The sequence below is a fragment of the Bacillus pseudomycoides DSM 12442 genome (assembly GCF_000161455.1).
Lineage (GTDB): Bacteria > Bacillota > Bacilli > Bacillales > Bacillaceae_G > Bacillus_A > Bacillus_A pseudomycoides.
In genome coordinates this window covers 5,574,340-5,586,732 of record NZ_CM000745.1, presented here as the reverse complement: position 1 = coordinate 5,586,732, position 12,393 = coordinate 5,574,340, and the positions used below count along the sequence as shown (strand labels likewise).

The window sequence follows — 12,393 nt, the reverse complement described above, 5'->3', positions numbered from 1 at the left end:
GAGCTTTCCATATGGAAAGCTTATTGTATTTTTTGCTTAGCGTGTTTTTTTTCCAAAATGCTGGCGGTACCCCATGCCCATCAACTTAAGAAGGGAAATAATGGGGAATACGCCTGGAAAAGGCTCCAAAACGGGTAGAGAAGTAATAGAAAGAATGGAAAATGAAATTCCACCAAAAATCCGTACAACACGTGATGGTGAAATAGAATTTATGGCAAGTGATAATAAATGGTATCCTATAGATCAAGCAGATATGGCTCATTTAACTGATGCAGTTTCATGGTGGAACAGTACAGGTAGATATTATGGAGCGAAGTCCCCAGAGGTTAGAGAATGGATGTTAGACTCCAATAATTATGTATTAGATCATTATAGTTTAAATCGATCCGCAGGTGCAAAGTTAAATGAAACCTACTTGCCACCAAATAAATAATTATTGGGAGGAATTTATATTGGAACTCAACGATCAAGTGTATGACCGAATTGTAAAATTATGTAACGAGGGAAATGCTTTTGTTGAAAAAGGAAAAGATGATAAAGCAATAGAGAGCTATATAGCTGCTCTGGATTTGGTTCCGTTACCGAAGAACAATTGGGAAACAAGTACATGGATTTATACAGCATTAAGAGATACTTATTTTTTAAATTGTGAGTATGAGAAAGCAAAAAGCAATTTTTATAATGCATTAAACTGTCCGGATGGTATTTCAAATCCATTTATTTTACTGAGACTTGGAGAGAGTTTATTCGAGTGTGGGGAGCTTGATAAAGCTAAGGAGTATCTGTTAAGAGCTTACATTTTAGAAGGCTATAAACTCTTTTTTAATGAGGATGATAAGTATTTTGAATTGATAAAGGATATGATTTGAGGAGGATAAATATGGCTATTTTACAATCACCTATAAAAGAAGAATTCGAAAGTCTTTTGGAAAAAAGCAATGAACAATTTAATAATGGTAACTATAATGATTCTATTGTGTTATTAGAAGAGGCATGGGATATAATACCTAATCCTAAAGGTATTTATTGTGAAGAGAGTTACCATTTAGTTAAGGATATTATCTCCACTTGTTTTATGGTAAATGATTTAAAAAAAGCAAAGGAGTGGGCAGATAAAATATTTTTAACTGGATTTGCACGTATAGATTCCGGTGATAAGGAATTTATTGCAGGAAAAGTTGCTTTTGAATTAGGTGATTTAGAAACCGCAAAAGAATTTTTTAGCATTGCCAATAAAAAATCAGAAGGTAGATGTTTTGGGAATCCGAAGAATACTAAGTATCTTAAATTTTTAAAAAGTTAAAGGTTTAGCTGCGTAAAAGGAATTTGAAGATAGATTTAGTGAATTGCAAGCAGATATGATATCCATATGTATGGAATCTATGGAGGATAGAGCCGATAAAGTATATGTTGATACTTCAAGGGAAGAAGGTGTAATATCTAGCAGTTTCTTTTATTTGATCAACAATAAGTATTTAGAATCTCATAAGGTGAAATGATGCGTTGGAGGATGGGGAGAAAAGATATGATGTGTCTACCTAAAGAGGGTTTATAGTATTAAGTATTTATCAGAGTGGAAGCATCAAAGTTGAATACAAGTATGATTTAGTATACACAAATGATGGGGGGATAATATCCTTACAACTGATAGTTGCGTATAACTATATATACATTTTTGATGTATATATCTTTCTGTAAGAATGCTATATTCTTCTCTATTTACATATACTTATATTTTAACTAACTTATTATGATGAATGTGACTTTACCTATAAAATTGCCGCTAAAAGAAGCATATCTTTGCCGGGGATTAATTATTAATCCATAAGTTTGCCGTGAATGCTGTTGGTTCGTAATAAAGTTTGATTAAAAGCATGCTACAAAATTGATTTTTCAACAGAAGAAACCCAAACATTTCGAAAAAATTTTGATCAAAATGCTTGGGTTATTTGTTGCTAGTGAATAATTTTTTATAAAAAAGTTTAATCATTTCTCTATTTCTCTATTTCATGTCGTGGGTTTTCATTTTATCCAATTCTTTTTGTATCTTCTTATGAAAATACTTTCTACCTAGTTTCCATTCTATACATAAGAAAAGCATTCCTAATAATAGATAAAGGATAAAACCAATAGTACTTTCAATACGATTCGTTATAAACAACCATGTCAGAAATACAATATGTACTACTGGTAAAATTGCCCCCCAATAGATATTGTTTCTATTTGATAAGAAAAATTGAACAGCTAAAATACCAGCATAAATAAGAACCATTATTCCCCATCTCTTTCTTGTTTATATTTTTCAATAATCAATTTTGCATCTTCTACACTTATCCGATCATCAATCGACAGGCTCTTGATAAATTTAATAAATTCCTCGTTTTCTACAGCATCATTCATTTTTATTTTATCGATTAATCGATCAAGTTTAAGTCTTACTGTTGGGTATGATACCTCATAAACCTTTGCAATCTCTTTTAAAGAACCCGAATGAAGTACTAAGTTTTTAACAAACTCTAAATCCTCATTTTCCAAGGCTAAAATCCAGTTTGGAATATTGTTAATATCCACAGCTTTGTCCTCCATTTACTTTTATTAACATTAGTTTAACATATTTTTAAATAATATTAATAAAAAATTGAACTTTATTAAAAATAATTTTTATGATTTGTTTAATTAATTTATAGAATAAAAAGAACCCATTTGAATTAAGTTACTCGAGTGGGTATTACTTCACAATCTGGCCCTTTAGTGGAGTAACTTTATTGCTACTCAACAATTCCTTAATCCGCCTTTCAGTTCAGATTTTCTTTTCACTATAAAAACATCCCTTTAGATAAACATGTCCAAAGGGACAAAACATCGCGTCTTTTTTATAAACACCATGACTTTATTTAAAAGCGACATTAAAAATATTCTTCAAATCCTGGAAGCATAAGTTTGCCGTTCTGGCAAACTTATAGTTCATATCACATATCGCTTTAATAATAGGCTCAGTTAACGTTTAATGTTGATTTTCATGTTAAGATTGAAGTATGTAACAACATGTCGCTACAAAAAGAACGGAGGAAATACGGTGAAAATGCATCTTCAAGAAAGTTTATATGTTGAGTTGAAAAATGCAATTCGTTGTCATTATAATGAACTTATAACTAGGTGCGGTGTTGACACAATATATGGGTACTCCATATTAACAGACGATTGTGTCAATAGCATTGGACCAGTGGCTAATAAAGAAAGACTGATCAAAGTTAATAAATCGGACCCTTTATACAATTATTATAGATATGGAGCTGTTGAGTGGAGCGAATGGGACGATTTCGGAATGTTTGATGAAGTGAACAAAATTATTAAGAAATATCATGAAACCGTCGAAGATGACTTTAACATGCGGGTAAATACACTGTTGAAAGAATCGTTAAATGTGTTAATGGAACTTGAATCAGAAGGATTGTTTGGAGACAGAAATGATAATCGATTTATTGTCATTTGTGTAACTGATTCATCGAGCGAAATCATGATTGAATCAGCTCGATTGCTTAATACATTAAAGATATACGAAGAATATGCTTCAGAATTTGCATAAGAATGAATATAAGTAAAACTGCTCTCTATAAGAGGCGGTTTTCTTTTGTTCGAAAGTCAACAATTAATATTAACAGAGCCTAATAATAAAATAATATCCTTTTCTTTCCACTTACTATTTTACAATAAATCAAAATATATTGCATTGAAATTGGTACAAGAGAAATTATGTTATTTATGTAATATTATATTTTTGTGAAGCATAACTTTGCCGCAAATAAAAAGAACCATAACCTTGCCGAAACGGCAAAGTTATGGTTCAAATCACAATGAAGATATTAATGTAAAATTATTTATACAAAATAAATAAACGAATTCTTTAGGAAGAGAAAATGACATGCCTGTTTTCTTAATTCGCATAATTTTCAAAAATTAGAACATGAAATGTTATCATTTGTTATATAATGGAATCAAGCCATATGTAAGATGGTTTCCCCGTTATGAATAATGAGATATTTTGTGTGTCCCGTGTATTCGCTGTAATCTAAAAAAGAACTTGTAGTTATTCCTACAAGTTCTTTTTGTTTTTCTGATTGAACATGAACCAAGACTTCGAAACACCCATTTTAAATAAAGGGATTTTTCATGCTTGCTACCTTATTTGTTCACTTACGTTTAACATTTTTTTATAATAAAAGATAGGAATAATTTCTATATATTAGGAGTGATTGCATGTTTCTTACCGATAAACCTATTTCTCGCAAAGAGGATGATCTAATTCAACGTAGTGGATATTTTATCTTTTCACTCTAGTGATTATTACCAAGCTGAAAAGAAAGAGAGCAATAAAAGAAAATATCAACAAATTGTTGATAAAACTTGCTCAGCATACTCGTTTGATATCGATAAATTTATCATAACCTTATTCCCTCAGATGAGTAATCTCTTGAAAAATATTTCCTATGGACCCGATTTTTTAAGTCAATGGAATATGCAAAAAAGGCTATGTACAGCTGATCACTTCCCAATCTACTTTAAGCTTGGTTTGACATCGGATGAAGTCTCGAAAAAAGAAATCGAGACCATGTTAGAACAATTAAAAGACTTAAGTGACTTCACTACGTACTTGGATACGTTATTAGAGAAAAATAAGGTTATTCGTTTTCTCACTCGTTTAGAAGATTATACACAATCTATTGAAAGTGAAAAGGCAGCATTTATTATGAAAGGACTATTAACGTACAGTGGTAAGTTTCCTGAAGCAAAAGGGGGATTATTTGACTTTTCAACTGAAACAAGAGTAAATCGTATTCTTTTTCAGCTATATAAATCAAGAAGTACACAAGAAGAAAGGTTCCAATTGGTGAATGATGTGATACAGCATAATCCTGTACAAATGGGAGTACTAGTGTCCTTTTTCCGATCAATTGGTAAATTGAACGGTGCGTATTTCAAAGAAGAACAGGATATTATCATAACGGAACATGTTTCGCCAACTCAGTTCCAAATGCTAGAAAAAGAAATGTGTGGCAAAATCGAAGAGTGGATCACGAACCCAGATTACCCCAAAAATACTGAGCTCCCTAACGTATTATTTCGCTGGCGGGAATTTGATCCGACAGCAAAAGACAAGATCACTACATTCTTAGAACAAGAAATGGCGGAAGATACAGGGTTAATCCAAATTTTAAAGTGTTTTGAAACATATTCTTTACAGGAGTCTGCTGGTTCTATCGGTGTTACAAAAAAATACCGTATTCATTTAGAAAGCCTGAAAGAACTCTTAGGTAAAAGCATAGATTCTTATATTGACCGTATTCAGCACATCCATCTGCATAAAAATGAGTATTCATATACGGAAAACCAACTCTGTACTATAAATTTAGCCATTAAATCCATTTCGCAAGAAGCCGTTGAGTCAATTTAATTTTTTATATGAAAGATAATAACTAAATTTAATTTTGCTTTTTCTAAAACCAGCTGTTAATTTCTTAACAGCTGGTTTTATTGTAGTGGAATAACACAGGTAGAAAATAATAAAACCCCTTCAAAAGGTACACCTTTTGATACTATCGAAATTACATGAAATATCAGTTCCAAAACCTCAAAAATCCATTTTTGAAACGTTTCTAAAATACGGACACCTTTTGCAACTAATTTGTTATAATATGTATTATAAAACATCAAGAGAAGGAGATTCTGATACCTTGAATAACAGAAAATTCGGATACATCCGTGTAAGTAGTAAAGATCAAAACGAAGGTAGACAGCTAGAAGCAATGAAGCAAGTTGGTATTGATGAAAGAGATATTTTCATTGATAAACAATCTGGTAAAGATTTTAATCGTCAAAAATATCAACTTGTAAAAATGATGTTACGGGAAGGAGATATTTTGTATGTACAATCATTAGATCGTTTTGGGAGAAACAAAGAAGCGATTTTAAATGAATTGAAGGATATCACTAAAAATATTAAAGCCCACATCATTGTAATTGATATGCCTTTATTAGATACAACTAAGTACCAGGACAACTTAGGAAATCTCATTACTGACCTAGTACTTCAAATTCTTTCGTGGCTCGCTGAAGAAGAGCGATCAAAGATAAAAGTTCGACAACAAGAAGGAATACATCTGGCTAAGAAACAAGGAAAACATCTCGGAAGACCGAAGGCAGAAATTACAGATGAATTTATCACTGCTTATAACACTTGGAAAACAGGTACGATAACCGCTGTTGAGGCAATGAAACAAGCGAATCTAACAAAAGCTACATTTTACCGACTTGTGAAGAGGCATGAAAATAAAACATAAAAAAATCGAGGGGGAAATAGACCAAAATATACCATTGCAACAAGGTATATTTTCTTTAAAAACTTAGGTGTTATCAACCAATCAGGAAGGGGGTGGAGAAAGTGCCTATAAGGAAGGATATAGGAGAAATTCAAAAATTCGCCCAAGCCAAGGGGGGAGTCTGCTTATCCAAAAGATACATTAATAATAAGCAAAAGTTATTTTTTAAGTGTAAGGAAGGTCATATCTTTCAAAAATGTTTGAACGATTTAAAATCGTATGATAGCTGGTGTCCATTCTGTGCTAAAGTCAGAAAATTAACTCCTGGATATGTGGAACAGATACTCAAAGATCTGAAAGAAGAAAAAGTGAGTCTTTCGCAAAAATTACCCAAAAGCACAACACGTAATCGACTGTCGATTAAAGATATGTGTAAACTTGCTCAACTAAATAATGGTAAGTGTTTATCAGAAACTTATATAAATATTATGACGCCTCTAGAGTGGGAGTGCCGAAAAGGACACAGGTTTGAAGCAACACCTAATAATGTTAAAAATTTTAATACATGGTGTCCGTATTGTAGTAATCAAAAAGTATGTGATGATAACTGCTTAGCAACTGTTTATCCTGATATTGCGACAGAATGGCATCCGACATTAAATGGAGAGCTAACACCATATGAAGTAGTGTTTGGTTCATCAAAACGCGTATGGTGGCAATGCCGATTTGATGAAAGCCACACATGGCAAACAAGAGTAGTAGATCGGTTAAATCGAGGATGTCTAAGATGTTGGAAAGGGCAAAAGACATCTTTTCCAGAACAGGCAATTCATTTTTACTTGAAACAAGCGATGGAAGACACTGAAAATAAATTTTACCATGAAGCCTTTAAAGATAAAAAACAAGAAATAGACATCTATATTCCGTCTGTTCAATTTGCTGTGGAATATGATGGAAGACCTTTTCATGATAGAAAAAGACAACAGGAAAATGATGAACAGAAAAATTACGTTCTAAAAGAAGAGGGAGTCAAACTAATCCGAGTACGTTCTGATGGATTACCAATTATACAGTTACATGAAGCATTATTATTGACTCATTATTATTCGCAGGGGCGTTATTATTCATCGTTAGATGGAGTGATTCTCGAAATTTTTATTTCTTTGGATTTACATCTTCAAAAACAATATCCATCAATTTATAAAAAGAAGAAGGACATAATTCGAAAAGTCATGCAATCTATTTCTTCGTATAATGATCGGTTAGAAATCTTGAGTCAGTACCGTACTAATAAAAAAGAAAAAAGTTTAAAAGTGTTATTTCCAAAAATTGCAGCAGAATGGCATCCGACATTAAATAGTGTGGTAGGTCCAGAACATATTTCTGCTAATTCTCACAAAGTTGTATGGTGGCAATGTGAGCGAGGACATGAGTGGGAAGCGCCTGTGAAACAACGAAAAAATGGAGGGAGAGATTGTCCGATTTGCAACTCCATTTTCACAACACACCCCGATATAGCGGCGCAATGGCATCCAAAATTAAATAAAGAAGCCCTTCCATACGGTATTACATATGGATCAGATGTTCAAGCTTGGTGGATTTGTTCATGCGGATATGAATGGAAAGAGGAAATAGCTAAAAGAACAGGAAGAAAAGACAAAGGTTGTCCAGTTTGCCGAAACAAAATCTTAAATCAATTATCTTCATTACAGGGTAAATATCCAGAAATCGCGGCAGAATGGCATCCGACATTAAATGGAGATTTAACACCAAATGATGTTTTACCAAACTCCAAAGAATCTGTGTATTGGATGTGTCGAAACAATACAGAGCACGTATGGAAAACGAGTATTGCTTATCGAGTGAATAGAAAAACAACTTGTATATATTGTGCAGGTACAAGAACATACTTTGAAAATGGATTTGCTTCTCAATATCCTAAACTTATAGATGAATGGTGTTATGAACAAAACAAGGGAATTGATCCTGATGATCCATTCTTAAAACCTATGGAAAAAGTATGGTGGCGCTGTAAAAGGAAACAGAACCATATCTGGGATATGCCCGTTTGGTATCGTATAAGAGGAGAAGGCTGTCCTTATTGTGCCAAAAAACGCGTGTTGCCAGAAGAGAGCTTTGCAGCCCTACATCCAAAATTGCTCTCAGAGCTACATTCAAAATTGAATGAGGGAGTAGACCCATGGCAGTTGGCACCTAAATCAGGGAAAAAAGTGACATGGCAGTGCAAGAAGGATGAACGGCATATCTGGGAAATGGGAATTAATAGACGTACTCATCATGGTGAGGGCTGTCCGTACTGCTCAAAGACACGCGTGTTACCAGAGGAAAGCTTTGGTAATCACTATCCACATTTAGCAAAGCAATGGCATCCTACAAAAAATAAAAGAGACCCTTACGGATATACTCCTAATTCAAAAATGGTTGTATGGTGGTTCTGTGAAGAATGTAAACATGAGTGGAAAGAGGCAATGGTAAAACGTACAACTATAAAAAAACAGAAACCTTGTTGTGGTAAATAATAAAGTTAGATTCTAAAAAATATCCAATATTGGCATAGGGTTTGCTGAAGCTGTTTTTACAAAAGCACTTAAACATTTAGATTCATTACGGATCAATAATCCTGGATTATACAAGAGATTAGAAGAGGATACAAGTCTTTAGGATAAGAGAAAAGTTGATTCTAAAGATGTAGAACAATATCAACTAACAGAAAGCTTCCAATTCCCCTGCCCCGTATTAGATGAAAATAATGGAATCTGCACGGTATACAATAAAAGACCTATGGTTTGTAGAATCTTTGGCACTACTCATAATTCTTTTTTACTTATGATAAGCAGTCTTCAATCAGCAGTTTGTGAAAACATCCCTAGTATTCATACCAATGCATTACAAACACCTGAAATTGAATCTTCAGACTCAAAAGTAAATAGTATGCTTAAAACAACATACCTAGGACAAGAAATGTTTGTAAGAGAGTATCCAACCGTCTATTGGTTCAAGATATATCACAATAAGAACAAGAAAAAAGGAAAGCCTGTTTATTCTTCTTTAGTTCCTTCTTTTTTTCATAAGAAACTAGGAACTATTACAATTGCTGAATTGATGCCCTAATAGGCGTCTCAACACATCCTCATCAAATTAACAAAACACAATATCCACTAAAATGAAAAAATACGCTATTTTTTTCTAAATACTATGGATAGGCTGGCTAGTATTATTAATGAAAGAAGGAATAAAATGACTGTAATTACAATTGAAGATACTTATCAAGAATTATTGTTAGGCAAGCGAATGCGATTTCCTCAATATACATGGGAATTAGTTAAATTCTTTCTGCCCCCAAATGGTACAAGAAAAGAATGGATTATCACAAGAAAAGCAATGTTTAAATGATTTGGAGAGCCAAAATCTAAAGTTGAATAAAATAATCACTCAAATTTTGCGTTTAGGAAAAAAGCGGGTGCTCAGATTCGTTTGTATGATGAGATAGGGGACGAATTAATGCAATTATATTCAATTCAGCTAAGTGATTATAAAGAAGAAGATAGAGCGTTATAAGTGATTTTGGTTAAATCTGTAGGTATTATATTTTATTTTTCATAAAAATAAATGTAAAATTCTACATACCGTATTTATATTAAAAAACAAATTAACCGAATTTAGGGGTTTCCTTGCTTTTTGTTTGGAGTGCTGGCTCGTCGTGTGGGGACGAAACCCCACGTACTAAACGTATCAAAATTTTGAGTAAGAACTATTTTTGAACGAATGATCTAAGCGGTTCGGCTCGTATAATTGCTAGTCCAAGTCGAGAACAATTGCTTTGCTTTTTGTCCTTCGGCTTGGCGAAAAAAGCGAATCGAGCCGAAAAAAGTTTGGCAAGGATTGTTTTTTACTGCAGTAACGAAGTGGAGCAGTAAAAAACCAAAAATACTACCTGTTCCTTGCGGAACTTTTAGCTTTTTCAGGTTTAGGGTTTTAAAGCCCGCCCACCGCCATTAAGGGGTAGCGTCCCGAAAATGCGGATTTACAACGTTAAGTTGTTTATAGTATTAAAAATGAATAACTTAACAACGATAAGGATTTTAAGACAAGTCATACGAGATAGTCGCAAACCTTATTTGAAGCAAAATCAGTTAAGTATCAATAGAGTAAACCCTATTGATACAGGGATTTCTACCTTGACGTTGTAAATCCGCAAAATCCTGATGCTACCCCATATAGTATCTGTTTCTAAAGCATTTCTATTATGAGAACAGAAACGATGTGCGTTTTCAAAGTTTTTTTTCACTACTAGATTCTCCCTTTTTTTGTTTTTGCTTTTATATTTTATAATGAATATTGTATTCGTAGAGAGTTTACATAATGTCCTATTATAAGAAGTTAGATATTCCCATAGTCCCCATGATACTAACATTCTGTGCATGACTTAAGATCTATCCTTCTATTTTACTTTCTAGTAATTCTTTTATATATTGCGTTTAGATGTTCAGGTGTTAAACTATTTGTATATTATCTAAATATCCATCTAAACAGAAAAACAAGGAAACCCTTGTTTTTCTGTTCAGATGTTTAGATGTTTAGAAGGATGGTGATCTGAACAGTGCAACAAAAAGACTGGTTATCAGCTGAAGAAGTAGCCAGGGAAATAAAAGTATCAGCTATGACTATAAAACGAAACTGTCAAACCTACAGTAGTTTTTTAAATTTCCAACAAGGTGAAAAGAACAAGTATTTAATTCATCAAGAATGTATACCTGTTTTTCAATTTATAGCTAAAATGAGAAATAAAAGAAACCTCCAAACAAAACAAATTATTGAGCTCCTCAGTAAAGAAGGATTACCTGAATATATAGACATTGAACCTATCCAAATAACTAAACAACAACCTGAACAGATCCAAGTAGGAGAAGGAGTTGTAGCCATTCAGGAATTGGATAGAATTGTTGCTGAAAGAGTATCTGAACTGCTAAAAAAACATGAAGAAAATTTAAAGGAATGGTTAACTGAACAGCAAAAACAACAACAGGATTTTCAAAAAATTAATGAACGTGATCAAAACCTAATGGCTATGATCCGTGAAAACCAGGAGACTAAAAAATTGATTGCAGCCACCCAACAAAAAAAGTGGTGGCAATTTTGGAAATAGAAAAAGCCTTGCTTATATGCAGGGCTTTTTTATACAGAATTCTATACAGATTTTTGTACTAATAGGGTAATTTTTCCTAAATCCCCGAAAAGGGGGAATAAGATTGATTCATTATAAATTTATATGTTATTTCAAAAAGTACACTTTATGACAATGCTGAAAATCTAGACTATTTCATTTCAAAAATACAACTTAATAATGTTTGAAACATGTCGTACCCCTTATTAACAATACAAAGAAAGGGAACCTGCTACATCCTTATATGCAATATTGCATATAAGGATGTATTGATAAAGCATAAGCGCTTACTATAATATAGATCACATCGTAGCAACAACAAAAGGAGGTGAAATCATATGGCAATCGCAATGGCAGCTTTAAAATTTATCGGTGGGATCCTTCCACTCGTACAAGAACTTTTAAAAGCAGTAATGTAAGTTCGTTATTCAGCAATTATTTATACAAATGATCTGTAGTATAGCGAAGATGAATCAAGGTCCAGATGAGAGGAGGTGAAATCATATGGCAATCGCAATGGCAGCTTTAAAATTTATCGGTGGGATCCTTCCACTCGTACAAGAACTTTTAAAAGCAGTAATGTAAGTTCGTTATTCAGCAATTATTTATACAAATGATCTGTAGTATAGCGAAGATGAATTAAGGTACAGATGAGAGGAGGAAATCATATGGCAATCGCAATGGCAGTTTTAAAATTTATCGGTGGGATCTTTCCACTCGTACAAGAACTTTTAAAAGCAGTAATGTAAGTTCGTTATTCAGCAATTATTTATACAAATGATCTGTGTAGCGAAGATGAATCAAGGTCCAGATGAGAGGAGGTGAAATCATATGGCAATCGCAACGGCAGTTTTAAAATTTATCGGTGGGATCTTTCCACTCGTACAAGAA

The 12,393-nt window shown here is 33.0% G+C and carries 11 protein-coding genes and 2 pseudogenes; 11 read left to right on the top strand and 2 right to left on the bottom strand.

Annotated features, from left to right (window positions below; all coding sequences use genetic code 11):
• The first annotated feature begins 100 nt into the window (after window positions 1–100).
• The 4 genes and pseudogenes from BPMYX0001_RS28235 to BPMYX0001_RS34390 form a co-directional block, all read left to right on the top strand.
• Window positions 101–433 (top strand): GH-E family nuclease, encoded by a 333-nt coding sequence (locus BPMYX0001_RS28235; RefSeq protein ID WP_006097572.1) that lies wholly within the window; start codon window positions 101–103, stop codon window positions 431–433.
• Between the two features lie 19 nt (window positions 434–452).
• Window positions 453–869, top strand: coding sequence for a hypothetical protein (locus BPMYX0001_RS28230; protein WP_033799526.1), 417 nt, complete (start codon window positions 453–455; stop codon window positions 867–869).
• An 11-nt stretch (window positions 870–880) separates the two neighbouring features.
• Window positions 881–1,303: a hypothetical protein gene (locus BPMYX0001_RS28225; RefSeq protein ID WP_006097570.1), complete on the top strand. Its 423-nt coding sequence runs from the start codon at window positions 881–883 to the stop codon at window positions 1,301–1,303.
• Window positions 1,304–1,358: 55 nt separating this feature from the next.
• A pseudogene (locus BPMYX0001_RS34390) lies at window positions 1,359–1,623 on the top strand (DUF600 domain-containing protein); the annotation flags it as partial.
• Window positions 1,624–2,002: 379 nt separating this feature from the next.
• Here the strand turns inward: BPMYX0001_RS34390 and BPMYX0001_RS28220 are convergent.
• Window positions 2,003–2,272 carry a hypothetical protein gene (locus BPMYX0001_RS28220; RefSeq protein WP_006097569.1) on the bottom strand — a complete coding sequence of 90 codons (270 nt, stop codon included), beginning with the start codon at window positions 2,270–2,272 and terminating at the stop codon, window positions 2,003–2,005.
• Window positions 2,272–2,571 (bottom strand): DUF2089 family protein, encoded by a 300-nt coding sequence (locus BPMYX0001_RS28215; protein ID WP_016104021.1) that lies wholly within the window; start codon window positions 2,569–2,571, stop codon window positions 2,272–2,274. The genes BPMYX0001_RS28220 and BPMYX0001_RS28215 overlap by 1 nt, the downstream gene beginning before the upstream one ends.
• Before the next feature lie 505 nt (window positions 2,572–3,076).
• Here BPMYX0001_RS28215 and BPMYX0001_RS28210 point away from each other — a divergent pair.
• The 7 genes and pseudogenes from BPMYX0001_RS28210 (at window position 3,077) to BPMYX0001_RS28180 (ending at window position 11,484) form a co-directional block, all read left to right on the top strand.
• The gene (locus BPMYX0001_RS28210; RefSeq protein ID WP_033799525.1) at window positions 3,077–3,586 is read left to right on the top strand and encodes a DUF4303 domain-containing protein; all 510 of its coding nucleotides are present in this window, start codon (window positions 3,077–3,079) and stop codon (window positions 3,584–3,586) included.
• An 885-nt stretch (window positions 3,587–4,471) separates the two neighbouring features.
• Window positions 4,472–5,452 carry a hypothetical protein gene (locus tag BPMYX0001_RS29840; RefSeq protein ID WP_244268570.1) on the top strand — a complete coding sequence of 327 codons (981 nt, stop codon included), beginning with the start codon at window positions 4,472–4,474 and terminating at the stop codon, window positions 5,450–5,452.
• A 280-nt stretch (window positions 5,453–5,732) separates the two neighbouring features.
• Window positions 5,733–6,338 carry a recombinase family protein gene (locus BPMYX0001_RS28200; RefSeq protein WP_006097564.1) on the top strand — a complete coding sequence of 202 codons (606 nt, stop codon included), beginning with the start codon at window positions 5,733–5,735 and terminating at the stop codon, window positions 6,336–6,338.
• A gap of 311 nt (window positions 6,339–6,649) precedes the next feature.
• The gene (locus BPMYX0001_RS28195; protein WP_006097563.1) at window positions 6,650–8,857 is read left to right on the top strand and encodes a zinc-ribbon domain-containing protein; all 2,208 of its coding nucleotides are present in this window, start codon (window positions 6,650–6,652) and stop codon (window positions 8,855–8,857) included.
• 196 nt (window positions 8,858–9,053) lie between these two features.
• Window positions 9,054–9,449 (top strand): annotated as a pseudogene (locus BPMYX0001_RS35090) (YkgJ family cysteine cluster protein); the annotation flags it as partial.
• A 126-nt stretch (window positions 9,450–9,575) separates the two neighbouring features.
• Entirely contained in the window at window positions 9,576–9,731 is a 156-nt protein-coding gene (locus BPMYX0001_RS33520) for a hypothetical protein (RefSeq protein WP_167535696.1), read from the top strand.
• Window positions 9,732–10,938: 1,207 nt separating this feature from the next.
• Window positions 10,939–11,484, top strand: coding sequence for a DUF3967 domain-containing protein (locus BPMYX0001_RS28180; protein ID WP_006097560.1), 546 nt, complete (start codon window positions 10,939–10,941; stop codon window positions 11,482–11,484).
• Window positions 11,485–12,393 lie beyond the last annotated feature (909 nt).

Coding starts and splice junctions, on each gene's coding strand:
- BPMYX0001_RS28220 (WP_006097569.1), bottom strand. CDS start 2,272: ATGGTTCTTATTTATGCTGGTATTTTAGCTGTTCAATTTTTCTTATCA.
- BPMYX0001_RS28225 (WP_006097570.1), top strand. CDS start 881: ATGGCTATTTTACAATCACCTATAAAAGAAGAATTCGAAAGTCTTTTG.
- BPMYX0001_RS33520 (WP_167535696.1), top strand. CDS start 9,576: ATGACTGTAATTACAATTGAAGATACTTATCAAGAATTATTGTTAGGC.
- BPMYX0001_RS28235 (WP_006097572.1), top strand. CDS start 101: ATGGGGAATACGCCTGGAAAAGGCTCCAAAACGGGTAGAGAAGTAATA.